This is a genomic window from Paraburkholderia terricola (assembly GCF_900142195.1).
Lineage (GTDB): Bacteria > Pseudomonadota > Gammaproteobacteria > Burkholderiales > Burkholderiaceae > Paraburkholderia > Paraburkholderia terricola.
Genome location: NZ_FRAB01000036.1, coordinates 30,465 through 54,700, shown reverse-complemented (window position 1 = coordinate 54,700; position 24,236 = coordinate 30,465). Strand labels below are relative to the sequence as shown.

At 63.4% G+C, this 24,236-nt stretch carries 23 protein-coding genes; 2 read left to right on the top strand and 21 right to left on the bottom strand.

Going from position 1 to position 24,236, the window contains the following annotated elements; all coding sequences use genetic code 11:
• Positions 1-2: 2 nt before the first annotated feature.
• The 13 genes from BUE39_RS24970 to BUE39_RS24910 form a co-directional block, all read right to left on the bottom strand.
• Entirely contained in the window at positions 3-854 is an 852-nt protein-coding gene (locus BUE39_RS24970; RefSeq protein WP_090518827.1) for a glycosyltransferase, read from the bottom strand.
• A gap of 207 nt (positions 855-1,061) precedes the next feature.
• Positions 1,062-1,646 (bottom strand): hypothetical protein, encoded by a 585-nt coding sequence (locus BUE39_RS34450; RefSeq protein WP_235004935.1) that lies wholly within the window; start codon positions 1,644-1,646, stop codon positions 1,062-1,064.
• 257 nt (positions 1,647-1,903) lie between these two features.
• Positions 1,904-3,817, bottom strand: coding sequence for a glycosyltransferase family 2 protein (locus BUE39_RS24960; RefSeq protein WP_235004951.1), 1,914 nt, complete (start codon positions 3,815-3,817; stop codon positions 1,904-1,906).
• 2 nt (positions 3,818-3,819) lie between these two features.
• On the bottom strand, positions 3,820-5,544 hold the full coding sequence (locus tag BUE39_RS24955) for a methyltransferase domain-containing protein (protein ID WP_073431394.1): 1,725 nt from the start codon (positions 5,542-5,544) through the stop codon (positions 3,820-3,822).
• Positions 5,545-5,553: 9 nt separating this feature from the next.
• Positions 5,554-6,480: a glycosyltransferase family 2 protein gene (locus BUE39_RS24950; protein ID WP_090518825.1), complete on the bottom strand. Its 927-nt coding sequence runs from the start codon at positions 6,478-6,480 to the stop codon at positions 5,554-5,556.
• 9 nt (positions 6,481-6,489) lie between these two features.
• A complete protein-coding gene (locus BUE39_RS24945; RefSeq protein ID WP_073431393.1) occupies positions 6,490-7,584 on the bottom strand; it encodes an NAD-dependent epimerase/dehydratase family protein in 1,095 nt (364 codons plus the stop codon).
• A gap of 93 nt (positions 7,585-7,677) precedes the next feature.
• Positions 7,678-9,057, bottom strand: a complete 1,380-nt coding sequence (locus BUE39_RS24940) for an ABC transporter ATP-binding protein (protein WP_073431392.1) — start codon at positions 9,055-9,057, stop codon at positions 7,678-7,680.
• Complete coding sequence (locus tag BUE39_RS24935; protein ID WP_073431391.1) at positions 9,047-9,874, bottom strand: ABC transporter permease; 828 nt, start codon at positions 9,872-9,874, stop codon at positions 9,047-9,049. The genes BUE39_RS24940 and BUE39_RS24935 overlap by 11 nt, the downstream gene beginning before the upstream one ends.
• 70 nt (positions 9,875-9,944) lie before the next feature.
• The gene (gene rfbD / locus BUE39_RS24930) at positions 9,945-10,847 is read right to left on the bottom strand and encodes a dTDP-4-dehydrorhamnose reductase (protein ID WP_073431390.1); all 903 of its coding nucleotides are present in this window, start codon (positions 10,845-10,847) and stop codon (positions 9,945-9,947) included.
• Positions 10,844-11,395, bottom strand: a complete 552-nt coding sequence (rfbC, locus tag BUE39_RS24925; RefSeq protein ID WP_073431389.1) for a dTDP-4-dehydrorhamnose 3,5-epimerase — start codon at positions 11,393-11,395, stop codon at positions 10,844-10,846. The genes rfbD and rfbC overlap by 4 nt, the downstream gene beginning before the upstream one ends.
• On the bottom strand, positions 11,380-12,273 hold the full coding sequence (gene rfbA / locus BUE39_RS24920; protein ID WP_073431388.1) for a glucose-1-phosphate thymidylyltransferase RfbA: 894 nt from the start codon (positions 12,271-12,273) through the stop codon (positions 11,380-11,382). The genes rfbC and rfbA overlap by 16 nt, the downstream gene beginning before the upstream one ends.
• Before the next feature lie 10 nt (positions 12,274-12,283).
• A complete protein-coding gene (gene rfbB, locus BUE39_RS24915; protein WP_073431387.1) occupies positions 12,284-13,345 on the bottom strand; it encodes a dTDP-glucose 4,6-dehydratase in 1,062 nt (353 codons plus the stop codon).
• Between the two features lie 552 nt (positions 13,346-13,897).
• The gene (locus BUE39_RS24910) at positions 13,898-14,809 is read right to left on the bottom strand and encodes a GDP-mannose 4,6-dehydratase (protein ID WP_073431386.1); all 912 of its coding nucleotides are present in this window, start codon (positions 14,807-14,809) and stop codon (positions 13,898-13,900) included.
• 200 nt (positions 14,810-15,009) lie between these two features.
• On the opposite strand from BUE39_RS24910, the gene BUE39_RS24905 reads away from it, so the two are divergent.
• Positions 15,010-15,894: a symmetrical bis(5'-nucleosyl)-tetraphosphatase gene (locus tag BUE39_RS24905; protein WP_073431385.1), complete on the top strand. Its 885-nt coding sequence runs from the start codon at positions 15,010-15,012 to the stop codon at positions 15,892-15,894.
• Positions 15,895-15,964: 70 nt separating this feature from the next.
• Here BUE39_RS24905 and BUE39_RS24900 read toward each other — a convergent pair whose 3' ends face one another.
• From BUE39_RS24900 to BUE39_RS24865, 8 genes are all read right to left on the bottom strand, one after another.
• Positions 15,965-16,801, bottom strand: a complete 837-nt coding sequence (locus BUE39_RS24900) for a lysophospholipid acyltransferase family protein (RefSeq protein ID WP_073431384.1) — start codon at positions 16,799-16,801, stop codon at positions 15,965-15,967.
• A gap of 35 nt (positions 16,802-16,836) precedes the next feature.
• Positions 16,837-18,117 carry a dihydroorotase gene (locus BUE39_RS24895; protein ID WP_073431383.1) on the bottom strand — a complete coding sequence of 427 codons (1,281 nt, stop codon included), beginning with the start codon at positions 18,115-18,117 and terminating at the stop codon, positions 16,837-16,839.
• A gap of 127 nt (positions 18,118-18,244) precedes the next feature.
• A complete protein-coding gene (locus BUE39_RS24890; RefSeq protein WP_073431382.1) occupies positions 18,245-19,270 on the bottom strand; it encodes an aspartate carbamoyltransferase catalytic subunit in 1,026 nt (341 codons plus the stop codon).
• 148 nt (positions 19,271-19,418) lie between these two features.
• Entirely contained in the window at positions 19,419-19,961 is a 543-nt protein-coding gene (pyrR, locus tag BUE39_RS24885; protein WP_073431381.1) for a bifunctional pyr operon transcriptional regulator/uracil phosphoribosyltransferase PyrR, read from the bottom strand.
• On the bottom strand, positions 19,948-20,388 hold the full coding sequence (gene ruvX, locus BUE39_RS24880; protein ID WP_073431380.1) for a Holliday junction resolvase RuvX: 441 nt from the start codon (positions 20,386-20,388) through the stop codon (positions 19,948-19,950). Before ruvX ends, pyrR begins: the two co-directional genes overlap by 14 nt.
• Positions 20,385-20,963 carry a YqgE/AlgH family protein gene (locus BUE39_RS24875; RefSeq protein ID WP_073431379.1) on the bottom strand — a complete coding sequence of 193 codons (579 nt, stop codon included), beginning with the start codon at positions 20,961-20,963 and terminating at the stop codon, positions 20,385-20,387. Before BUE39_RS24875 ends, ruvX begins: the two co-directional genes overlap by 4 nt.
• A 259-nt stretch (positions 20,964-21,222) precedes the next feature.
• On the bottom strand, positions 21,223-22,635 hold the full coding sequence (locus tag BUE39_RS24870) for a hypothetical protein (protein ID WP_073431378.1): 1,413 nt from the start codon (positions 22,633-22,635) through the stop codon (positions 21,223-21,225).
• A gap of 233 nt (positions 22,636-22,868) precedes the next feature.
• A complete protein-coding gene (locus BUE39_RS24865) occupies positions 22,869-23,039 on the bottom strand; it encodes a rubredoxin (protein ID WP_007178992.1) in 171 nt (56 codons plus the stop codon).
• Positions 23,040-23,327: 288 nt separating this feature from the next.
• Here BUE39_RS24865 and BUE39_RS24860 point away from each other — a divergent pair, with 288 nt between their 5' ends.
• Entirely contained in the window at positions 23,328-24,188 is an 861-nt protein-coding gene (locus tag BUE39_RS24860) for a hydroxymethylpyrimidine/phosphomethylpyrimidine kinase (protein WP_073431377.1), read from the top strand.
• Positions 24,189-24,236 lie beyond the last annotated feature (48 nt).

Here is a 24,236-nt window from a genome sequence, read left to right as displayed (position 1 = left end):
CGTCACAACCACTTCCAGCCAAAGCGCCGGAAGAAGGTCCAGGCCGAATGTGCGAACAGCATGATGTGCTTCCGTCCCTTCTTCGCCGCGCCGCCACCGTGGTGGACTACTTCGACACCCGGCACGAACACGACGCGCGCGAGCTTGCGAGTGCGCAGACTGAGGTCGTAGTCCTCGAAGTAGAGGAAGTAGCGCGGGTCGAAGCCGTCGAGGCGCTTGAGCGTGTCGGTGCGAAACAGCATGAAGCAGCCGCTGACGATGGGCGGATCCCAGAACACGCGCCTCGCGTCCATCACGTCGCGCATCTCGTAGTGGTCCAGCCGCCGCGCGAACGGACGCCGCAGCGGCACGGGCAAAAAGCCGCGCACGAACAGATCCAGCACCGACGGGAAGCGCCGGCACAGGAACGCCTGTTCGCCGTTCTCGTTGCGAATCAGCGGCGTGAGCAGGCCCGCCTCGCGATGCGCTTCGAGAAAGTCCAGCGCCTCGCGCAGCGCGTTCTCGTCCAGTTCGATATCGGGATTCAGCACCAGGTGATAACGGCTGCGCATCTGTTCGAGCGCGAGATTGTGGCCGCGTCCGTAGCCGACGTTGCCGTGGCCGCGAATCTCGTGTAGCTCGAACGGTTCGCGTCGCGCGGCAGCGGGAACTGGCGCCGCTTGTTCCGGCGCGCCGTTATCGATGAGATAGAGCGGCGTTTTCTCCGAGAGCAGCAAGCGGCGGAGAGCAGCCGCAAGCGTCTCCAGCGTGCGATCGAGCATCGCCAGATCCGGTCGATAGACCACGATCGACACGCTCAACAGCGGCGCCGTGTCCAGCGCGCGCGCGCCTTCTGGAACGGGGCCTTGATTCATCATATTCATACAGCGGAGACGGCTCGGCGAATCGGAATGAAAAGAGAAAGCGGCGACCAGGCAAAAAAATCTGCCTGACGCCGCGTGGTTCGACAAGTACCGCCCGCGGCCCTCGTCAGCGGATATTTGCTCCGAAGACGCGGCGCTCATGTTACCGCGCAAATGGAACAGGCCGCGCTTCGCCACAGGAGAGTCTATGCAAACTGATTAGACGTCCCTCTTTTGCCTCATTAAACTATAAAGCTCCAGATCGAGTTCGTTGGCATTTTCAATTACCCGGCGGTCCCCCGCTGAAAGCACCTCACGGGGACCAGCGAACACGTTCTCTCTAGCGACTACCAAGCCATCCTGCCCCAACCCTAACCATTCCGCAACAAAATTGGCAGTCTTCGAGAGGCTATCCACAAAGCCAATATGTGAAAAATATTTATCGAGATTCTCCAAAGCACACTTCAACCGAAACCCCTCATTAATCTGTCTAGTCGGCAATTTCTTTGTAACACTCCACCGATAATTTGCCAATCTATCCTCCAGGAGCGGGAAGTAACGATAGCTTGCCGAGAAAATTCTGACCATTTCATTATTGGTTTCTGGCGTTACGCACGACTCCACAAAATCTCGCAAAGAAAGATTTCCATCTTTTATAAATTTAAAATAGGGAGAATTAGTAAACCTGGCGTGATGACGGTAAAGAGAAACCACTCGCTCCAGCGGATCGCGCATGACAGTAGCATACAGTGGATTCTCATCACCAAATAGAACATGCGCCCCAAACGCGAAATGTCCGAACAAGAGGGACTCACTTGTCAAGCCGGGACGCGCCTCATCAGCTATTCGCTTATTCAACCCAGAATAAATTGGATAGACAGAACATGTGACAGATCGTGCGCCAAAAACCGCCGCGCCCAACGATGTCCCGGCCGTCTTGGGAATATGAACGAAATATCTCACAATACCTCACTTGTCTGTGTTTGCAGCGAGGCGTCGCTCGCGCCCGTATCTTTTATCCACCGTCCCCTCGCCTACATCAGGTGGCGCGCAATATGGCGCTACTTCTGACGTAATTGATGCAACCTTCTTGAAACCGTTCGCAGCACGAATGAAAGCCTAGATTGCGATCCGAATACGCGCGTCAAAATTGGATATTTCGCCGCAAAGCGCCTTGCGCTGCGCCGGGAAATATAAAGCAGCGATTGGGAACGCGCCTGCTCGTCCACCATCGCCACGACATCGCGCGGCGACAAGGTTATGCGCATCGACTTCTGCTTTTCGACCGCGCGCTCGTAGCTCTGATGCAGCTTGTGCTGGCGCGTCGCCGCGAGTCCGTGCGATTGCGGCACGCGCGCTCGTGACGTGGTCTTGCGCACCGCGTGGAAATCTCCGTCGAGCGCGTAACGCGTCCATAGCAGCCAGTCCTCGAGTTGGTCCATCGATTCGTCGAAGCCGCCGTGACGCTCGTAGAGCTCGCGCTTGAAGACGACCGACTGGATCGTGACTAGGTTCTCCTGCCACATCGCGATCTGCGAAAACGGCCGGAAGTGCGTGTACGGCTCGCCCTCCTCGATCACAAGATGGCCCTGCGCGTCGTGGCGCACGGTCGACGGCACGAAGTCCGCGGCACCGTACGCGGCATTGACGCCGTGTTCGGCCGCCGCCGTCATCAGCACCTCGATGTGATCCGCGTAGAGTTGGTCGTCGTCGTCGAGGAAACACAACCACGCGCCGCGCGCCATCGCCAGCGCGCGATTGCCGGCCGCGCTGCGTCCGACCGGCTCGCCGGTGGCCTCGTAGCGGATCGCCAGGCGCGGGGTGAATTCGGCTTCGATCATCGCCTGCGCAGTGGGCGCCCCATCCTCCACTACCACGGCCTCGATGTTCGGGTATGTCTGGTGCGCGATGGAAAGCAGTGCGTAACGCAACAGGTCCGCGCGCGCGTGCGTGCGCACGATTACGCTGACGAGCGGCCACGCGTCCTTCGCGAGCGGCGCAGTGGCGAACCGATGAAACGTGCCGAGGCGGCGGCGGCCATAGTTCCACAGCAGGAATTCGCCGCGAAAGCCGCGTTCGCGCCATGTCGCGCCGCTGGACCGGAAGTAGTTCAGTGATCGCGCGAAACGCCTCAGGCTATCGAGCGTCGCTCGGCGGCCGCGCGGCAGCTTGCGGATGCCGCTCAGTTCGACCAGCGACAGCCCGAGACCAGCGGCGATATCCCGCCAGGTGCCGAAACGCGCACGCAAACATAGCGACGCATAGATGCCGTTGAAAATCTGCGCGGGCTTCACTTCGCCGCCTGTCGCGTAGGTCCAATGCACGACGGCGGCGCGCGGCACGTATTTGAGCGCGTAGCCACTCGCGCGCAGCCGCCAAGAGAGATCAACGTCCTCGCCGTATAAAAAGATTCGCTCGTCGAAACCGCCGACTGCGTCGAACGCATCGCGCCGGAACAATACCGCCGCACCGCTGACCCAACTCGTCGTCAGCAAGGAAGGATCGTAGTCTTTCGGATGCTCAAAGGGGGTCTGCCGCATTTCCCACGCGGCGACCTTCGTGTTCGACTCGACTTCGGCGAGCAACTCCTCGAGCGCGTCCGGGAACAGTTCGAGATCCGGGTTGAGCACTAGCACAAAGGGCGCGTCGCTAAGCGCGATGTTCGCGTTGTGCGCGCGGCCGAAGCCGAGATTCTCGTCGGAGTGCGTCACCGAAACGGAGACGCCGCTCGACGGCGACGCGTTGCGCCGCATGGCCAGCGTCTCCCATTGCTCCGCAAGCGCGCGGTCGTTATTGCGGATGCGCACATGCGATAAGAGCCGCGCGGCGATCGTCTGCCGCGCGATGCTGTCGAGCAGGCGCTCGACCTCCTCTACCGTGTTGCGGTAGACGACCAGCGAGATGTCTACCGCCTGCCCTGTGGCCAGCCACGCGTCAGCGAGCGAGCCCTCGAGCGCAGGATCGATCGCCGTCACACTCAACGCAAGCGCCTCACGATGCGTCGCCCGATCTGCCGCGCCACCTTGTTCGAGCGCGACGCGAACGTCAGCAACGCCGGATGACGATGCAGGAACTCGAGCACCGAGTGCTTCGCGGACTTCGTGCGGCTCATGTACGCGATGTCGTTCTCGAGCTTGATGATCCACTTGCGCTGATCGTTGATGAGCTTGATCGTGCCGGGCGGGAACACGTGATATTGCTGGTCGATCTTGGCCAGGATCATCTGATAGTCGCGCTCCCACTCGCTTTGCGAATGGATCGAATACGACGACTCACCCTTCTTCCACTTGTGATAGATGCAGGTGATCTCGGGCGACGCCTCGACGCCGCACATGAACAGGCAGCGCAGTTCGAAATCCCAGTCCTCAGCGGTATTGAGCGACTCGTCGAAGCGCAAGCCCAACTCGTGGAACACCGCTCGCGGAAACGACATCGCCACAGGCGGCGAGTAATTCTGATGCAGATGCGCGTAGAAGTCATACTTCGCCGGGAACGGATGACGGATCGCGCCCACTACCGCGTAACCCTTGCCGCCCGCTGCGGTGTCCGCCGTCTCGGCGATGTTCTGCTCCGCCGCCACCGTACGCAGCATGCGGCCCGGCGACTTCTCGGCCATTTTCTGGAACGTCTCCACCCAGTGGGCGAAGATCATTTCGTCGTCGTCGAGAATCGTGATGTAGTGACCTCGCGCCAACTCGAAGCCGAAATTGAGCGGCGTGGTACGGCCGCCGCGATCGCACGGCACGACGCGCGAGCGGTTGCGAATGACTTCGGGCATGTCCTCGACGATGCGCTCGATGCGCTTCTGCAACTCGAATTCCACCCTGTGCGGAATCACGATCAGCTCGAAGTCCTGCGACGTCTGCGCCGTGAGCGCCAGCAGCAGATCGCGGAAGCTCGCGAGCCGACGCCCTTGCGTGCGCATCACGATGGAGAGGAACGGACGCTCCTCGGCGGGTTCGACGACAAGCGGCGCCGCCTTGCGCGGGCCCGGCAGATACGCGCGCACCAGTTCGTTGATCGACGAGAAATCGTCGGCAGCCTCGCGAATCTGGCCAAGATAACGGTTCAGCGGCGTGGCGTCCGAGACGAGCGGATCGAACCTCGGGAAATACTGGTCGCTGCGCTGACGGTGGAAGTCCGCGCGCGCCACTTCCGTCCAGCCCGCACTCGACATCATTGCGTTTAGCAGACGGTCGGTGTGGTGGATGACGTGCGTGTGGTCCAGCAGTCCTTCTACGGTGTAGTCCCAGCGGCCGGCCAGGAGCTTCGCGCCGAGATCGCGGTGTGCGACGTTCGGCACCGCGAGCACGAACAGCGCCGCGCGGTTCTCTGCGAAGTCGCGAAGCGCGTTCAGAAACTGCGGTCCGTTGGTGATGTGCTCGAGCGTGTCGATCATGCTGATTGATGCGAGCTTGCGGTCGCCCAGCGCGGTGCGCAGGGTCGCAATGGCCGCGTGCTCATCCGACAGATCGATCGCGTGGGTCTCGAAGCCGCGCTCGTCGAGCGCTTGCAGACGGGTGACGTCGAGATCGAGGCCGACATAGGTCAACCCCGTTTCGCGCACCGGTTCGGCGATCGGGCCGTATCCGCAGCCGATATCGAGATGAACGCCGCCGGTGCCGGCATGCACGTGCAGAAGCTCGACCACGCGACTATAGACGGTGCCGGACTCGTAAGGATGGTCGTATGCGTTACTCATGTCGTCCGGTCAGAATCTATGTTTGCTGTAGAAGCCATCGATGAACTGCGCGACCTTGTGATCCGCATCGATCTGCACCGGCAACTTGCCGCTCTCTTTCAGCGACTGGAATTTGCGCGCCGCTTTCTTTTCCGATTCGCTGCCGGCGTCGAGCAACTGCCGCTCGATGCGATCGGCGAGATCCGCGCGCGAGTACTTGTAGCTCAGCATCATCGCGGCTTCGGCCGAGAAGTACTCTTCCGCCGCGCCCACGATCCACTTGCCTTCCTGAGACAGGCGCTTGTCGTGGAAGATGACCGCCGACGGCTGGAACACCAGTCTGTAGCCGGCGAGCCGGATGCGCCAAGAGAAGTCGACGTCGTCGCAATAGAGGAAGAACGACTCAGAGTCGAAACCATTCACTTCCCTGGCGACGGCGGCCGTCACCAGCGCGCACGCCGTCGTTACCCAACCCGTCTCGCCGCTCGCGACGCTGTAGTCCTTCGGATGCTCGATCGGAACCTGACGCGCTTCGACCACGGCCACGCGCTGACGCTCGCGCATCGGCTTGACCAGTTCGATGAAAAGGTCGGGCGCGACGATCGTATCCGGATTCAGGATCAGCACGAGTTCGGAATCGAGGTCTTCGAGCAAACGGTTGTGACCGGCGGCCGAGCCCAGATTCTTGTCATAAAACTCGTATTGAATGTCGCCGAGACCTTGCGCCTCGAAGCGCTTACGGCGCTCCTCGATCTCCTCGTCGGTGAAAACGGGGTCGGGCGAACAATCGCCGAACGCCATCTGTACTTTCGACAACGCGCCCGACGAAATCGCCAGTTCCACGGCGCGCCCGAGGCTCGCGAGCGATTGATCGACGTGCTGCTGCGTGTTCCCGTAGAGAATCGACTGGATGCGCAGCGAGACCGCGCCTTTTAGTTGGGTGTCGTGTTGGGTCAAGCCGCGCTCCTAAGCCTGTTTGTTTTCTTCACTGGCGATCCAGTCCTGCAATTCCGCGAGGCCCGCGTCGAGCTTGACCTGCGGCGTCCAGCGCAGGCTGGCGAGCGTGCTCGACAGGTCGCAGGCGGCGTGGCGGACGTCGCCATCGCGGAACTGGCCGTTCACCTGCGGCGCCGGCGCGCCGTAATAATCGGCGATCAGCGAGGCGAGCGTGTGAATGGAGGTCGCGACACCCGAGCCGACATCGAAATACTGGCTGGCCGCCGGCGGCGCCGCCAGTGCCGCGACGATCGCGGAGGCGACATCGCGGATCGACACAAAATCGCGCGTGACATCGCCGTCCTCATAAAGCGGAATGGACTTCTTCTCGCGCGCGAGCCGCGAGAACAGCGCGACGATGCCCGTGTACGAGTTGGTGAGCGACTGGCCCGGGCCGTAGACGTTCTGCAGACGCAGGATCGAGAGCGGCACCTTCATCGACAGGGACCATGCCGCAAGGATATGCTCCTGCGCCAGCTTGGTCGCGCCGTACACGCTGGTAGGATGCGGGATTGTGTTCGCGACGCTCGACGGCAGCGACACCGAGCCGGGGAAATCCCACTGCGCCGCTTCGAGTTGCACGTGGCCGCGCTGCCCCGGATAGGTGATCTGGCGATCCGCCGTGCGCCATGCGCCTTCGCCGTAGACGGCGCGACTGCTGGTCAGCAGCACGTGTTGCATCGCGATCTTGTGACGGCCCACGGCGTCGGTCATCTGCGTGGTGCCGACCACGTTCACGAGACCGTGCCGGCTCGCCTCGGTCAGCGACTGGCCGGTGCCGGTCTCCGCCGCCAGATGTACGATGACCTCGGGCTGGAACTGCGCAAATACCCTGTCCCAGTCGGCGGGCACGGTGACGTCGCCGACCATCAGCTCAGCGCGCTCGTGCAGCGCCTCGGGACGCGTCTGCGTCTTGTGCACCTGCGGATGCAGGTTGTCCATCACCACGTAGCGCGCTGCCTCCGGCGCGAGGAGTGCCGCGATCGCGCAGCCGATGAAACCCGCGCCGCCCGTCACGAGAATGCGCTTGCCGGCAAAGTGCCGCAGTGTGTTCTGATCGCTCATGCTTCCCTCTCTCATTTCAATATTACTGAGCTCGTCCCGGGCGGTCAGGCCCGTGCCGCCCTCATGCCGCATGCCTGCGCGCCGCTGCGCGAGTCATTCGCTTTCCAGTTCAACCGAACGCATCGGCAAGCCCAGCAAGCCGGTGCTCACACTCGTCGAATGCGACTTGAAGATGATCGCATCGTGTACCCAGTGATGGACGACGTGCTCGTCCTGCGTCCCATCGGCAACGGCGGCGGTGATCGAATAATCCCCGACTGGCATGCGCGGCATGTGGAAGCGGAAGCGCGCCGTCAGCGTCGTGCCCGCACTGGTGTGCATCGGCGTGAGCTGCGTCGTGATGTACGTATTTTCCCCAAACAGATTCTGGCCGAGGCGGTCGCGCGCCAGGAAGCCGATGATTGGACGCGCGAGCGGCTGCAGCGTCTCCGCCCGCACCTCGACGCACACCGACTCGCCGCCTACCACCCAGGTCAGACGCCGGCCTTCGTCGTCAACCAGCCCCACATGCGTGATCTTCGCGCCGCCCAGGCCGAAACCATTGGCATCTTCCTGGAAGGTGAACACTTCGATGTCGTTGCGGCACGTCGAACCGTTGATCAGGTCGCTGCGCTGATCGTGATAATGCTGATCCACCTCGACCGAGCCGCTCAGCACCGCGTTGCGCTGCCCCGATACCGCAGCGCCTGAAGCCTCGTGCTGAGCCTGATAGTACGCTTCGAGATACTGCTCGCAGATTTCCTTGGCGGGCCCGACGGCCCGCACGCTGCCCTTGTCGAGCCACACAACGCGCTCGCAAAGATTGATGACCGCGTTGGTGTCGTGGCTCACGAACAGCACCGTGCCGGTCTTCATGAAGGTGCGCAAGAAGCGCATGCACTTCTGCGTGAAGAAAGCATCGCCCACCGCGAGCGCCTCGTCGATGATCAGCACATCGGCATCGACATGCGCGAGCACCGCGAACGCGAGCCGCACGTACATTCCGCTCGAATACTTCTTGACCGGCTGATCGACGAACGCACCGATATCGGCGAACTCGAAGATGGCTTCGAGCCGCTCGTCGATCTGCTTGCGCTTCAACCCGAGCAGCGCGGCGTTGAGGTAGACGTTCTCACGCCCGGTGAACTCGGGATTGAAGCCTGCGCCCAGTTCGAGCAGCGCGGCAACGCGGCCGTGCACCTGCACGTCGCCAGCCGAAGGCGCGAGCGTACCGCAGATGATCTGTAGCAAGGTGGACTTGCCCGAGCCATTGCGCCCGATCACGCCGACCGTCTGCCCGCGCGCGATGTCGAGCGACACGTCCTTGAGCGCGTGAAACTCGGTCGCGGCCGCTACCGCACGCACGTTGAAGCCCGGCAGCAGCAGCCCGAGCCGGTAGAACATCGCGCGCTTCAGGCGATCCTGCGGCCGGTCATAGATCGAATAGCTCTTGCCGACGTGAATAACGCGGATTGCGAGATTGTCAGATGACATCGGCGAACCCCCTGCGCGCGGACTGGAACCACCAGTAGCCCAGCCAGGCCACCACGACGCTGGCGACGAGATACAGCCCAAGCGTGGCGAAGTCTGGCAGACTGCCGCCGACGAGCACAGCCCGGCTCTCCTCGATGAAGAAGGTCAACGGATTGAGCTGCAACCAGATGCGGTATTTCTCCGGCAGTGCGGAGATCGGATAGAACACCGGCGACAGGAACATCAGCACGGAGGCAAGAAACGCCGTGGCCTGCGCGATGTCGCGCACGTAGACGCCCGTTGCGGCCAGAAACCAGCCCAGGCCGAGCGACAGCAGAAACAGCGGCAGCACTACGAGCGGAAACAGCAGCACCGTAAGATGCACCGATCCGCTCACGAGCAGCAGGCCCGCGATCAGCACCAGCATGCTGATGAACAGATGGAACACCGCCGAGCACAGCGCAATGACAGGAAAGATCTCGAGCGGGAAGATTACTTTCTTCACGTAGCTCGCGTTCTGCAGCACCAGCAGCGGCGCACGGTTGATGCATTCGGCGAACAGCGTGTGCACCGTCATGCCGACGAAGAGCATCATCGCGAATTCACCATGACCGACCGGCGCGGTGGCAGCCCCGCCCCAGCGCGACTTGAAGACGAACGAAAAGACGAAGGTGTAGACCGCCAGCATCAGCACCGGGTTGAAGAACGACCACGCGAGCCCGAACACCGACCCTCGATAGCGGCCAATGACCTCCCGTTTGGTCATCTGAAAAATGAGCCCGCGATTGCGGTACAAGGAAACCACCAGCGATGTCAAGGATTTCGAAGTTGCGTCCATATTATGAAGAAACCGTACCACGTGGCCGGGCACCCTCTCCTGTCGAAGTGTCGTGAAAAGGTTCCGGCACTTAGCGGAACGCGGCGAGCAAGTCGGCCAGGCAGAGCGACATGCCGACTCGCCAGTCCGGCAGGCGAACGCCGAAACGCGTCTGCAGCGCGTCGTTGGACAACACCGAATTGGCCGGACGCGGTGCGGGCAACGGATACTCGTCGGTGCGGATGGGCACGACCGATTTCACCATGTACTCAGTGTCGGGCTGCAGCCGGCGCGCCTCCGCGATGATCGCGTCGGCGTAGCCGTGCCAGTTGGTCGAGCCGCCCGCCGACAGATTGAACAGTCCCGAACGGAACGTGCCGGCGCGTCGCTCGGCTATCGCGCGGCTCACGATCTGCGCGGTGGCGTCGGCGATGTCGCGTGCCCACGTCGGGGCGCCGAACTGGTCGCCGACGATGCGCAATTCCTCGCGGCTCGCCGCCAGACGCAAAATAGTGCGCATGAAGTTACTGCCACGCGCGGCATAGACCCAGGTCGTGCGGAACACCAGCCAGTCGCCGCCCGCCTCACGCGTGGCGAGTTCGCCCGCGAGCTTGCTGCGGCCGTAGGCGTTGACGGCGCAGGTGTCGTCCGTTTCCAGATACGCACCCTGCTTCGAGCCGTCGAACACGTAGTCGGTCGAGTAATGGATGAACAGCGCGCCGCATTCGCGCGCCGCGCGCGCGAGTTCGCCGACGGCCTCGCCGTTGATCGTGGTCGCCTGCGCTTCCTCGCTTTCAGCCTTGTCGACCGCCGTGTAGGCCGCCGCGTTGACGATCACGTCCGGGCAGAAGTCGAGCACGGACTGACGCAAGGTATCGGGCTTCGAGAGATCGAAGCTGCGGCGATCGACGGCGCGCACTTCGCCCAGCACCGACAGGCTGCGCGCAAGTTCCCAGCCAACCTGGCCGTTCGCACCGGTGACGAAAATCTTCATGCGAACACCTCCGCTTCCGCCAGCCGCTTGCCCGCCGCATCCTTCGCCGCGAGCAGGGGCTCGAAATCTATCGGCCATTCGATGCCGATCTCCGGATCGTTCCACACGATGCTGCGCTCATGCGCCTGATACCAGTAGTCGGTCGTCTTGTAGAGGAACTGCGCCCACTCCGACAGCACGACGAAGCCATGTGCAAATCCCGGCGGCACCCACAACTGCCGATGGTTTTCTTCCGACAGATTCACACCGACCCACTTGCCGAAATTCGGCGAGCTCTTGCGGATGTCGACCGCGACGTCGAACACCTCGCCCTCGACCACGCGCACCAGCTTGCCCTGCGCATGTTCGATCTGATAGTGCAGCCCGCGCAGCACGCCCTTCGCCGAACGCGAATGGTTGTCCTGCACGAACTCGACGCTGCTGTCCACCTGCTCCGCGAATTCGCGCGCATTGAAGCTCTCGAAGAAGAAGCCTCGCGCGTCGCCGAACACCTTCGGTTCGATGATCTTGATTTCGGGAAGCACCGTTACTGTTACCTGGATGGCCATGCCACTTGATCCGTAAGAATGTTTTTAAGGTACTGACCGTAACCGTTCTTCGCGAGTGGCTGCGCGAGCTTCATCAATTGCTCGGCGTCGATCCAGCGCTTACGATAAGCGACCTCTTCCGGGCACGCGACCACAAGCCCCTGGCGCTTCTGCAGGGTCGCAATGAACGTCGCCGCCTCGATCAGCGATTCATGGGTGCCCGTGTCCAGCCACGCATAACCACGCCCCATGATTTCGACATCGAGCGCGCCGTCCTTCAGGTAACGCGAATTCACGTCGGTAATCTCGAGTTCGCCGCGCGGCGACGGCACGATGTCCGCCGCTATGTCGCACACGCGTTTGTCGTAGAAGTAGAGCCCCGTGACCGCGTAATTCGAACGCGGCTTTGCCGGCTTCTCCTCGATCGACAGCGCGCGGAATTCCTTATCGAATTCAACCACGCCATACCGCTCCGGATCATGCACGTGATACGCGAACACGGTCGCGCCGTCGGTCTGCGCATTGGCGCGCTCAAGCTGCTTCGCCAGATCGTGGCCGTAGAAGATGTTATCGCCGAGAATGAGTGCCGACGGGTCGTTCCCCACGAACTCCCTGCCGATGATGAACGCCTGCGCGAGCCCGTCCGGCGAGGGCTGCACAGCATACTGAATGTGCATCCCCCACTGGCTGCCGTCACCGAGCATCGCCTCGAAGCGCGGCGTGTCTTGCGGCGTCGAGATGATCAGCACGTCGCGAATGCCTGCGACCATCAGCGTCGACAGCGGGTAATAGATCATTGGCTTGTCGTACACGGGAAGCAATTGCTTCGACACGACATGCGTAATCGGATACAGCCGCGTGCCCGACCCGCCCGCGAGAATGATGCCTTTGCGTGCCATCGTGCCGCCCTTACGCGCGTTGCGCGTAGTTGGTTTCGACCCACTTGCGGTACTCGCCCGAAGCGACTTCGTCGACCCATTCCTGGTTGTCGAGATACCACTGGACAGTCTTCGCGAGCCCCGTCTCGAACGTTTCGGCCGGCTTCCAGCCAAGCTCGCGCTCGAGCTTGCGCGCGTCGATCGCATAACGGCGATCATGGCCCGGACGATCCCTGATGAAGGTCATCTGGTCGCGATACGAGCCTCCCGCCTTGGGCTTCAGTTTGTCAAGCAGGTCGCACAGGGTATGGACGACTTCGAGGTTGGTTTTCTCGTTCCAGCCGCCGACGTTATAGGTTTCACCCGGCTTGCCGCTCGCGAGCACCTGGCGGATTGCCGAGCAGTGGTCGGTCACATACAGCCAGTCGCGCACGTTCTGACCGTCGCCGTAGATCGGCAACGACTTGCCTGCGAGCGCATTGGTGATCATCAATGGAATGAGTTTTTCCGGGAAATGATACGGACCGTAGTTGTTCGAACAGTTGGTAGTCAGCGTCGGCAAACCGTACGTGTGGCGGTACGCCCGCACCAGATGATCCGATGCGGCTTTCGTGGCCGAATAGGGGCTATTCGGCGCGTACGGTGTTGTTTCGGAAAACTGAGGATCTTGCGGACCGAGCGAGCCGAAGACTTCGTCGGTGGAGACTGCCAGCATGCGGAAAGCCGACTTTTCGGCCTCCGGCAACGCGCTCCAGTAGGTGCGAACCGCCTCGAGCAGCGTGAACGTGCCAATCACGTTGGTCTGCACGAAGTCAACCGGGCTGTCGATGGAACGGTCAACGTGGCTCTCCGCCGCGAAGTGCAGCACGGCGCGCGGCTTGTGCTCAGCCAGCAATGCGTCGAGCGCGGCACGATCGCAGATGTCGACCCGGGCAAAAATGTGCTTGTCGCTTCCCTGAAGCGACTTAAGCGTGGCCAGATTACCCGCGTACGTGAGTTTGTCCACGTTCACCACAGGTTCGTCACTTGCACTGAGCCAGTCCAGCACGAAATTCGCGCCGATGAAGCCGGCGCCGCCCGTTACGAGAATCATACAAATCCTTAAGTTGTATTCGTGCGCCGCAGCATAGGCAACGCGCCCCGCCCCACCTCCGCCGGCGCCTGCAGCACCGGCCGGACGCTCGTTGAATGCGGGTCCTCGCAACAATCGGCTGGGATACACGGCCGTGCCTCATTAGGCAATGGAGACGAAGAGCACCACGGCCAGGCGCGCTTTTGACGCTTTGGGAGCGGAGATTATATGACAGCCAGCCTCCAAAACAATGCCCCTATACGACTTGATACATCGCACCGGAAGCAAAAAAACAGTGGGGGGAAGCCCTGATCCATACAGGCCTGACACAAGCTTGTGGTAAGGACACGCCTTAATCCCGCTATTTGGTGTGCCGGCTCGAGCGGCCGGCCTGATGGGCGATCACATCCAAATTTCGTAATTTTCCCGCTTGCTACAAACCGTTTCGGAATTTGCAGCACGATTACATTCCAACACCCAGATTGAATGGCATGCGTCGCAAACGGGTACGCCACTCATATCGGTCAGACTTGCCTGGCGCTACCTCTGCGAATCGATTTTCGGTAAAAATAACTAAGCCGCCAACATCCAGCGCAGTGTCTCCATGAACGGAATCGATTCGACTTCCGGCACGAGCGTACGCAGTTTCGCGGGCGAACCGGCCAGCATCTTGACGTCGGTTTGCCGCACGAAGGCGGGATTGATCCGCACGTCGAGTTCGTGGCCCGTGAGATCGCTGGCCGCCGAGAGAATCTCGCGCAGCGTATAGGGCGTGCCGGTGCAGACGTTGACCGTTTCGGCCGCGGCCTCGGAATCGAGCAGCGCTTCATAAGCGCTCGCCACATAGCGCACGTCGGAGAAATCGCGCGCCACGTCGATATTGCCCAACTCGATGGACGGTTCGCGCCGCGCGAAATGCTCGACGATCTTCGGCACGAGGAAATTCGACGCCTGTCCGCGACCGGTATAGTTGAACGGCCGCACGATCAGGATCGGCAGCCGGTCGAACCACGTCCGCACCATTGTTTCCATTGCCGCCTTGCTGGCGGCATAGTGGTTGACGGGCGTGACCGGAAAGCTCTCCTCGATGGCGTCGCTCGTCACATTGCCATATACGTTCGCGCTGCTCGCGATCAACAGCTTGCGCGGCGTATGACCGACGGCCGAGCAGGCCTCGAGCAGATTGAGCGTGCCGATTACATTGACGCGGTAAAAGTCGAGCGGATCGTTATGACCCACGAAGCTGATCGCGGCGAGGTGCACGATGTAGTCGGGCCGCGCCGTTTCGATCACGCGCCGGCACGCATCCGGCGACGTGATGTCGAGACGCAGGCGCGTGGGCGTTTCCGGCTCGTCGCGCCCGGCGATCGTTTCGATCACCGTATGCCCGCGGCCGAGCAGGTTGTCGACCAGATAACGGCCAGTGAAGCCGCTCGCCCCGGTGACGAGCGTGCGGATGGGTTGCTTCGCATGATAGGTCGACATGCTTTCTCCGTTCACGAGGTCATCCTGTTGTGCCGCAATATCGCGTGGGCGCCAGCGCTATGCCCTTCCGGCTGCGCCTGACGGCGCATGGGCGATGCCCGCGCTTCAAACGGGCTATTATGTCACGCTACGATGTTGCACTGCCCAGCGCGGCACGTCGCATGCGTAACCGCATGTATCAAACTGCACCGAATCCCTCGATGACACCCTTGAGCACTTCCAGCACCCACTCCGCTTCACAGCCGCACCCGCCACCGCTCGCCTTCGGCGACCTGCAAGGCTGCCGCACGCCGTTCCAGCGGCTGCTGGCCAAGGCCGCGCCGCCGGCGGGCACGCCGCTGTGGTTCGCGGGCGACCTGATCAACCGTGGGACGGAATCGCTCGCCACGCTGCGCGACGTCATCGCGATGGGTGAGCTCGCCGTGCCGGTGCTGGGCAATCACGATCTGCATTTGCTGTCGGTGTCGGCGGGAATTCGCAAGTCGAAGAAAGGCGACACGATCGACGAAATCCTCGCCGCGCCGGACGCCCCCGAACTGCTCGAATGGATTCGCCACCGCCCGCTCGCGCACTTCGACAACGGCATGCTGATGGTGCACGCGGGCGTCCTGCCGCAGTGGGACGCGGACCTCACGATGGAACTCGCCGACGAATTGCAGCGCGCGCTGCGCGCGCCGAGCTGGAAGGAAACACTCGCCGGTTTGTACGGCAACGAGCCGAACCGCTGGACGCCCAGCCTGAAGGGCATCGACCGCTTGCGGCTGACGTGCAGCGCGTTGACACGCATCCGTTTCTGCACCGCCGATGGCGCGATGGATTTCAGCACAAGCGGCGGCCTGAACGCCGCGCCGCCGGGTTGCATGCCGTGGTTCGACGTGCCGTCGCGCAAAACCGCGGACGTCACCGTGGTGTTTGGCCATTGGGCCGCAGTCGGCTTGACCTTGCGCGACAACCTGATCGGACTCGACTCCGGCTGCGTATGGGGCGAAAAGCTGTCGGCCGTGCGACTCGCGCCCAATCCCGCCGAGCGCACGCTGACGCAGGTCGATTGCGAGCCTTGCCGCGAGGCTGGCACCGGTAATTGAGCCGGTTGTGCCTGGCAAGAACCGTCGGCTCATCGCGGCGCAACGATCTGTCGGCTGAACCGACTGAACGTTACGCCGAGCGGCCCTGCTGGTCGATTGGCTCTTCGATCAGCGCTTGCGTCACGGCAGGCGTTGCGGCTTCCTCGGCACACACGGCACCGGCGCTCGCCATGCCGCTTTGCATTTCCTGCAACGCAGCCGCAATGACCGCTTCTGCTTCGGCCGCCAGCGTGCGCCGGTCGGCGCCCGGCGCCAGCGGCGCACCCACATACACATGCGCGGTCAAGGGTCCGCCGCGCAACAGCAGGTTCAGCGAATCCGCCAGCGACAGATCGTCGATATAGGCGGGCGCGGTGGATTGCCGGCCTTGCGCGTCCTCGTACATGATGCACAGCGGCTGCACCGGCGCCGAGGCCGATACCGCCGCCTGAAACATGTTCGCGTGAAACGGTAGCAGCGCGAGTCCATTGGACGTCGTGCCTTCAGGGAACACGCACATCAGTTCACCGGCGCTCAAGCGGTCGGCGAGCTCATGCATGATCCGCTTCGCGTCGCTGCGCTTCTCGCGCTGGATGAACACCGTGTCCAATTGCTGCGCGAGCCAGCCCACCAGCGGCCAATTGCGAATCTCCGCCTTGGACACGAACGGCGTGGGCCGCCATGCATTGATCACGTAGATGTCGATCCACGAGATGTGATTGGCGACCACCAGCGCGCCGCGGTCGAGGCGCGCACCGTCGTTATGCACGACGAGCCGCATGCCGCACAAACGCAGCATTTTCAGCGACCATGCGCGATTGAGCGCATGACGCCGGTCCGGGCCGGCTTTAGGAAAGCGCGTCGCGACGATCCACATGCCGTGCAGCAGATGCGCGATGAGACGGGCCTTGCGTAACGCGAGCTTCATGTCGGAGCTTTCCGTAACGGGCAATGCCGCGGATGTTAGCGCTGTTCGAACGCGAGGCGGCCGGACACGATGGTCGCCCGCACGCGCGCCGGCAGTTCATAGCCGAGGAACGGCGTGTTGTGCCCCTGGCTCTTCAGCGCGCGCGGTTCCACGAGCCAATGCGCGTGGCGGTCGAACACGCACAGGTCCGCCGCGCCGCCCACGGCGATGCGGCCCGCGGCTTCCAGGTTCAGCACATCGGCCGGCGCCGCGGTAATGCGGTTGAACGCCTTCGCGAGCGGCAAGCCCGCTTCGTCGGCCCATTTCACCGTCAACGACAGCAATAGTTCGAGACCCGTCGCGCCCGGCGTGGCTTCGGCGAACGGCAGCAGCTTTTCGTCGTCGTCCACCGGGGTGTGATCGGAGCAGATCGCGTCGATCGTGCCGTCGACGAGGCCTGCGCGGATCGCGTCGCGATCGCGTTGCTGGCGAAGCGGCGGATCGAGCCGGTACTGGGCGTCGAAATAGCCGATGTCGAGGTCGATCAGATGCACGTGGTTCACGGTAACGTCGCATGACACCGGCAAGCGCTCGGCCTTGGCGGCGCGTACCAGCGCAATGCCCGCCGCCGACGACACATGCGACAGATGCACCCGCGCGCCGGTCACGCGCACGAGTTCGAAAATGGTGTGCAGCGCGATGGTTTCCGCCGACACCGGCACGCCCGACAGCCCGAGGCGCGACGCCAACGCGCCGCTCGCGGCCACGCCGCCCTTGCCGAGATAGGCATCCACGGGACGCAGCCATACGGTGTAGCCGTAGGTCCTCGCGTATTGCAGCGCGCGCATCAGCACCTGCGTGTCGACCACCGGCACGTCGGCCTGCGAAAAGCCGATGCAGCCCGCTTCCGTCAGTTCGACCATCTCGGTGATCACATGGCCCTTGAGACCGACGGTCAATGCGCCGAGCGGATAGACGTGCGCCTGATCGAGATTGCGCGCGCGAAACTTGAGCATCTCGACGAGGCCCGGTTCATCGAGCGTCGGATCGGTGTCCGGCAGGCACACGAGACTGGTCACGCCGCCCGCGAGCGCCGCGGCCATTTCCGATTCGAGCGTGGCCTTGTGTTCATAGCCCGGCTCGCGCAAGCGCGCGGCAAGGTCGACCAGGCCCGGCGCGATCCAAAGGCCCTTCGCGTCGATGGTTTTCTCGGCCTGGAAATCGGCAGGCGCGTTGCCGATCGCGGCGATCTTGCCCGCCGCGATAAAAATGTCTTGCTGCTGTTCGGTGCCCGCTGCCGGATCGATCAGCGTGCCGCCTTGAATATGAATCTTCATGCGCTGCCTTGTGTTCAGTGTTCAGCCAGGTTTCGCGTGACTTGCCGCGGGTTCGCACGCTGCCGTGCCGTCGTGCTGACGGCGCGCCGTGACACCCGTTGCGTGACGGCGCTCGAAGCCGGCGAGTTCAATCGTGATTGCCCGCGACGATGCCCATTACCGCCATGCGCACCGCGATGCCGAACGTCACTTGATTGAGGATCACCGACTGCGGACCGTCGGCCACCTGCGAATCGATTTCGACGCCGCGATTCATCGGGCCGGGGTGCATCACGATCGCATCGGGCTTCGCGAGCGCGAGGCGCTCGGGCGTCAAGCCCCAGCTCTTGAAATACTCCTGCGCCGAGGGCAGCAGCGCGCCGCTCATCCGCTCGTTTTGCAGACGCAGCATGATGATCACGTCGACGTCCTTCAGGCCTTCGTCGAGATTGTGGAACACGCGCACGCCCATCTGCTCGAGCCCGCCCGGCAATAGCGTGCGCGGACCGATCGCGCGCACTTCCGGCACGCCGAGGGTGGTCAACGCATGAATGTCGGAGCGCGCGACCCGCGAATGCAGAATGTCGCCGACGATCGCCACCCGCAGATTGGTGAAGTCCTTCTTGTAGTGGCGGATCGTGTACATGTCGAGCAGCCCTTGCGTGGGGTGCGCATGACGGCCGTCGCCGGCATTGATCACGTGCACGTGCGGCGCGCAATGCTGGGCGATCAGATAAGGCGCGCCGCTCGATGCGTGACGCACGACGAACATATCGGCATGCATCGCCGAGAGGTTGTTGATCGTGTCAAGCAGCGATTCGCCCTTGCTCGTGGACGACGCGTTGATGTTCAGATTCAGCACGTCCGCCGACAACCGCGTGGCGGCGATCTCGAAGGTGGTGCGGGTGCGCGTGGAGTTCTCGAAGAACAGATTGAACACCGACTTGCCGCGCAGGAGCGGCACCTTTTTCACTTCGCGATCGGTCACGCTGACGAACTGCTCGGCGGTATCGAGAATGTGATTGACGATCGCCTTCGGCAAGCCCTCGATCGACAACAGATGTTTGAGCTCGCCGTTTTTCGTGAGCTGCGGGTTGCCCTTCAGGAAGCCATGACGGAAGCGCTCGGTGGCGCTATCGGCTGGATCCTTCGGAGCCTGAGTGGCGGTGTTCATGGGTGTACCTGCTTCAAATACGGGCTTCAACGTGATCGATGTCGATGCGGACTGCTTGCGTGGTTTTCGGCTACGCCGGCCCTTTGCGCGAAACGCGGTGCGCCCGCGCGTAGTCAATGACGGTCTTGCGCAGCGTGCAAAGCCGCGTTCAGTCGACGCGTGCCTCGGTGTGAAAAGTGAAACGCTGCTGCCCCGCCGCGCCTCCCTCTGCGCGAGCCAGCACGAGCGTCGCGTCGGCGGGCACGTTCACCGTGCCGCCGACAAAGCGCGCCGCCACCGGCAACTCGCGTCCGCCGCGATCGGCCAGCACCGCCAGTTCGACCGACGCCGGACGGCCATAGTCGTATAGCTCGTTCAGCGCGGCGCGAATGGTGCGGCCGGTGTAGAGCACGTCGTCCACCAGCACGATGCGGGACTGGTCGACCAGGAACGGCAGCGAGGTCGGGCTCGCCTGCGAGTGCAGGCCTTTTTTCGCGTAGTCGTCGCGATGCAGCGCGACGTTCACCACGCCGAAGCTCGGCAGGTTCAGATCGCGCGCGAGCCGCTCGGCAAGCCATGCGCCGCCGCTATAGATGCCGGCCAGCACGGCGCCTTGCGCACCGTCTTGCCCCGCGCCGAGCTTCTCGCCGTATACGGCGCGAATCTGCTCGAGCAACGCGCGATAAAGCGCTTCGGCGTCAATGGAACTCATGATCGTCGGAAAGTCCGTCTAGATATTGCTGGAGGATGATGCTGGCGGCTTCGGCGTCGAGCATGTCGGCGCGGCCGTTGCCGGCGCGGATTCCCGCCTTCGCCTCGACCGACGAATAGCGCTCGTCGACCCACGTCACCGGCAGGTTGAAGCGGCCGTTAAGCTGATTGCCGAAGCGCTTCGCAAGCTGGGTCATTTCATGAGGCGTGCCGTCGGGATGCATCGGCAAGCCGACCACCAACGCGTTGGGCTTCCACTCGGCGATCAGCTTGCCGACCGCCTCGAACCGGTATTCGCGGCTGCGGTTCGGCACGATCACGAGCGGCCGCGCGTGGCGCGTCAGCGAATTGCCGACCGCCACGCCGATGCGTTTTTCACCATAGTCGAACGCAAGCAGCGTCGCCTCACGTCCGGCCGGCAGGTTCATGCGTGGCCCGCCTCGCCCGACAGCATGGACAGCGAAATGCCCAGCAGCGCCAGCGCGGCTTCGAGACGCTCTTCGGCGGGCACGTCGAAGACGATTTTCGGGTCGGCTTCCACCGTGAGCCAGCCGTTCTTCGAAATTTCTTCCTCGAGCTGGCCCGCGCCCCAGCCGGCGTGGCCGAGCGTGAGCAGGAAACGCTCCGGACCGGTGCCGCTCGCGACGGCTTCGAGCACGTCTTTCGAAGTGGTCATCTCGAGCCCGCCCGGCACCGACATAGACGACGTGTACACGTTGCCGTCTTTCGGATCGTGCAGCACGAAGCCGCGCTCGGTTTGCACCGGACCGCCGAAATACACGGGCACGTGAAGAAGGGGTTCGATCTCGAGCTTGAGATCGATGCGACTGAAGAGCGCTTCGAGGTCGATATCGGTCGGCCGGTTGATCACGAGGCCGAGCGCGCCGCGCTCACTGTGATCGCAAAGGTAGACCACCGTTCCCGAAAACGTCGGATCGGCCATGTTCGGCATGGCGATCAGGAACTGGTTGGTCAGATTGATGCGATCGTTACTCTTGGACATAGTTCGGATTTTAGCAAAGACGATGCAGTGTGGCGGGCTTTGAGCATGGGACCGCAATGTGCGCGATGCAGTGCGCCGCGAGCCATCGACGGCCAGTCAAGTTCCACTCTATCACGCACGCGAGCCCTGGCCACGGTGCAGGTTAGCGGTTTGCGGCACGCATTTCATGTGCCTCCCGGTTCGATCATTGCTTCCTTCGTTGTTCGCTCTCCTGCCGGCGGCGACGCTCGCCACGGACACGGCCGGCCACGCATGCCCGTCAGGCGTCGCCCTCCTCGATCGAGCGCGTCAACGCGGCCAGCGTGGCTCCGCCGGCCGGTGGAGCGACGCCGGCCGCCACCTTGTGCAGCATCGCGCGCAACGCTTCGGCGGTCCGCTCGAGGGTGCTCGCCGCCGGCGCGCCGACGATCACGTGCTCGCGCACTGCCGGGGTCGAGACGCCCGCGTGCGCGCGGCGGCGCCAGGCGAGCCCTAGCGCGTCGGCAAGCAGCGCCACATGGCCCAGGCCGAGCGCGCAGGCGGCGGCGCCGAGCCGGTAGGCGGCGTCGCCCGCTTGCAGCGCTTCGCTCGGATCGGCTTTCTCGGGCTGGTCCGCCGCGCGGGCATGCTCGGTCAATGCCGAAATCGCGGCATCCGCCGTCTGAAGAAAGTCTTCATAGGCGTGCGCGTTGACCGTGAGCACGCCCAATTCGCGTGTCAGCGCGGAACGGCTGGCGCTAATCGTTTGCGCTTGCACGGCGCCTGCCTCCCATAGCATTTCGGATGCCAGCGTTCCCGCGACGTGCCAATCGACCGTCAAGCCATAGTCATGCAGCACCTCGACCTGGTCGGCGTCTTCGGCTGCGGCGCCGAACAATGCATAGTCGCGCCACAGCAGCGCCAGCGTTGCGCGCACCAGTGAACGCGGCGCGCGCTGGATGCCGCGTGCATGGTCGGCCAGCGCGAGATTGCAGCGAGCGTAGAAACGCCGCGCGTCGGTTTCCCCGGTGGCGCGGCCGCCCGCGCGCAACGCTTTGGTGCAGGCCTTGGCGAGACGCCAGAAGTCGTAGGGGTCCGGGCCGGCGAGTTCGGCGAGCACGGCGTCCAGTTCGTCGAGCGCCGCGTGGGTGGCGGCCCGCGCGGCCGCGCTGCCGGTGTCCGGCTGGGAGCGCAGTACCGGCAGCAGCGCGCGTTCGTAGCGGGCTCGCAAATGGGCCAGCCGGTCGGCGGCCTGGGCGTGAAACGACACCGGCGGCACTGGTCGCGCGCTGAGCGCGAGGTCTTCGAAAGCGATGGTGAAGCCGGGCGTGTGGTCGGCCAAATGCGAGCAGAGGGCACGATAGCGCTCGAACAGCGTGGGCGAGCACGCCAGTTCGCGCAGATTGTGCCGTTCGAGCGCCGTGCGGAAATCACGCAGCGCCGCACCGAACACGGGCCGCGTGCTGTCCGCCTCGGCCGGATCGGCCGCCGCCAACGGCGAGAGCCGCACCAGGGCGTCCGCGAAACGCTGCGCGCTCAACCAGCCGGCAACGCGCAACGCATGAGACGCACGCACCAGCGCGGCGGTGCTCTCGCCGCGCTGTTCGAATGCGAGGAGCGCTTCGGCCAACGCAAGCTCCGCGGAACGGACGGCGCCGCCGCGCGGATTCGGCAAGGCATCGAAGGAATCAGGTGCGGCGGATCGGAGAGTCATGAGCAGGCGAGAGGAAGCTGACGGGCCGCCGCTTCGCGCCGCGCGCAGACTGATCGGCTAACGCGCGAACCGGCGACAGGACAATGACAGATTACCGCTGCGGCGCGGCGCAATCGAGAACGTTCGGTGTCGCAACGGCGGACAGTGCGCCGGCGTGCAACCGGCGCATTCGATGCGGCGCACGCCGTTTTGCAAAGGCAACGCCGCGCCGGCATTCGCCGGTATGCCCCCCTTCAGATCTGGACCATCTCGAAGTCTTCCTTGCGCGCTCCGCACTCCGGGCAGGTCCAGTTAATGGGGACGTCCTCCCAGCGGGTGCCCGGCGCAATGCCTTCCTCCGGCAAACCGGCTTCTTCGTCGTAAATCCAGCCGCAAATCAGGCACATCCAGCTTTGATATTCCATTCTTGTGTCGCGTCGTAGAGTCCGTGGAAATGGGAGCCATGATGGTACCGTGTTGCCGCCCCAATGCCTAGCAATCACAAGCGCGCGATCGCAGTCCGCAGCGGCCGCTGGCTATGCCGGTTGCGTCGCCGCAGGCGGTCGCTCGGGTACCATGCGGCCTTGCGCGCGCCGCTCGTTCCCGGTATTGCGCCCAGGAATGCGAAAAAACGCCCTCGCGACAGTTTAGGCCGCATAATTGAGTCGATTGCGCACTCTCTGCGCCTAAATACCGCTCCTTTTGTCAATTTCATGCCTAGCGATACGCCTCCGATCGTCCTCACCTTCGGCCTCTCCGACCCCACCGGCGGCTCCGGCCTGCAAGCCGACCTGATGACGCTTGCAAGCATGGGCTGCCATGGCGTCACCGTGCTCACTGGCTATACCGTGCGCGACTCGGCCAGCTGCGACGAAGTCAACGGGCTCGACCCCGAAGTGGTCGCCACCCAGGCGCGGATGCTACTCGAAGACATGCCGATCGCCGCGTTCAAGGTCGGCGCGTGCACGCGCGCCGAAGTGGTCAGCGCCATCGCCGAAGTGGTCGCCGATTACGACGACATTCCGCTGATTCTCGCCCCCGACTTCACGCTTGACGACGAACACGTGCTCGCCGCCGACGAACTGCGCGAAGCGATCGCCGATCTGCTGGCGCCGCAAACCACCTTGCTGGTCGCCGATTCCACCACGCTGCTCGCGCTCGCCCAGCCGGACGGCGACGCCGAGGCGCCGAGCCTCGACGCCGCGATTTCGCATCTGCTATCGCAAGGCTGCGAATACATTCTGTCGACGGAAACCGGCACCCACCGGCTCGTCAATACGCTGTTCAGCGAAGACGGCCAGTTGCGCCAGGACATGTGGGACCGCGGCAGCCATCGGATCATGGGACTGACCGATACGCTGGGAGCCGCCATCGCCGCGCTGTTGGCCAACGGCCAGGAACCGGCCGAGGCCGTGCGTGAGGCGCAGGAATATCTGTACCAGGCCATGCGCAGCGCATTCCGGCCGGGCATGGGCGCCTATATGCCGGACCGTTTTTTCTGGGCGCGCAGCAGCGACGACGAAACGCCGCCCGCGGCCGGCAAGGACGCGGCACCAGGAGAAGCGCGGCATTGAAATGCGTGGGGCGTGTCTGTTGCTGATAAAAGCGCGGGCGCGGCGCAG

Excerpts from the sequence above, each read along its gene's own strand:
- BUE39_RS24900 (WP_073431384.1), bottom strand. The coding sequence starts at position 16,801 with ATGAAGCTCGCGTTACGCAAGGCCCGTCTCATCGCGCATCTGCTGCAC.
- ruvX (WP_073431380.1), bottom strand. The coding sequence starts at position 20,388 with ATGAACCTGCCGGCCGGACGTGAGGCGACGCTGCTTGCGTTCGACTAT.
- BUE39_RS24875 (WP_073431379.1), bottom strand. The coding sequence starts at position 20,963 with ATGTCCAAGAGTAACGATCGCATCAATCTGACCAACCAGTTCCTGATC.
- BUE39_RS24970 (WP_090518827.1), bottom strand. The coding sequence starts at position 854 with ATGAATCAAGGCCCCGTTCCAGAAGGCGCGCGCGCGCTGGACACGGCG.
- BUE39_RS24955 (WP_073431394.1), bottom strand. The coding sequence starts at position 5,544 with ATGAGTAACGCATACGACCATCCTTACGAGTCCGGCACCGTCTATAGT.
- BUE39_RS24905 (WP_073431385.1), top strand. The coding sequence starts at position 15,010 with ATGACACCCTTGAGCACTTCCAGCACCCACTCCGCTTCACAGCCGCAC.
- rfbC (WP_073431389.1), bottom strand. The coding sequence starts at position 11,395 with ATGGCCATCCAGGTAACAGTAACGGTGCTTCCCGAAATCAAGATCATC.
- BUE39_RS24895 (WP_073431383.1), bottom strand. The coding sequence starts at position 18,117 with ATGAAGATTCATATTCAAGGCGGCACGCTGATCGATCCGGCAGCGGGC.
- BUE39_RS24860 (WP_073431377.1), top strand. The coding sequence starts at position 23,328 with ATGCCTAGCGATACGCCTCCGATCGTCCTCACCTTCGGCCTCTCCGAC.
- BUE39_RS24910 (WP_073431386.1), bottom strand. The coding sequence starts at position 14,809 with ATGTCGACCTATCATGCGAAGCAACCCATCCGCACGCTCGTCACCGGG.
- pyrR (WP_073431381.1), bottom strand. The coding sequence starts at position 19,961 with ATGAGTTCCATTGACGCCGAAGCGCTTTATCGCGCGTTGCTCGAGCAG.
- rfbB (WP_073431387.1), bottom strand. The coding sequence starts at position 13,345 with ATGATTCTCGTAACGGGCGGCGCCGGCTTCATCGGCGCGAATTTCGTG.
- BUE39_RS24865 (WP_007178992.1), bottom strand. The coding sequence starts at position 23,039 with ATGGAATATCAAAGCTGGATGTGCCTGATTTGCGGCTGGATTTACGAC.
- BUE39_RS24935 (WP_073431391.1), bottom strand. The coding sequence starts at position 9,874 with ATGGACGCAACTTCGAAATCCTTGACATCGCTGGTGGTTTCCTTGTAC.
- rfbA (WP_073431388.1), bottom strand. The coding sequence starts at position 12,273 with ATGGCACGCAAAGGCATCATTCTCGCGGGCGGGTCGGGCACGCGGCTG.
- rfbD (WP_073431390.1), bottom strand. The coding sequence starts at position 10,847 with ATGAAGATTTTCGTCACCGGTGCGAACGGCCAGGTTGGCTGGGAACTT.
- BUE39_RS24940 (WP_073431392.1), bottom strand. The coding sequence starts at position 9,057 with ATGTCATCTGACAATCTCGCAATCCGCGTTATTCACGTCGGCAAGAGC.
- BUE39_RS24945 (WP_073431393.1), bottom strand. The coding sequence starts at position 7,584 with ATGAGCGATCAGAACACACTGCGGCACTTTGCCGGCAAGCGCATTCTC.
- BUE39_RS24890 (WP_073431382.1), bottom strand. The coding sequence starts at position 19,270 with ATGAACACCGCCACTCAGGCTCCGAAGGATCCAGCCGATAGCGCCACC.
- BUE39_RS24870 (WP_073431378.1), bottom strand. The coding sequence starts at position 22,635 with ATGACTCTCCGATCCGCCGCACCTGATTCCTTCGATGCCTTGCCGAAT.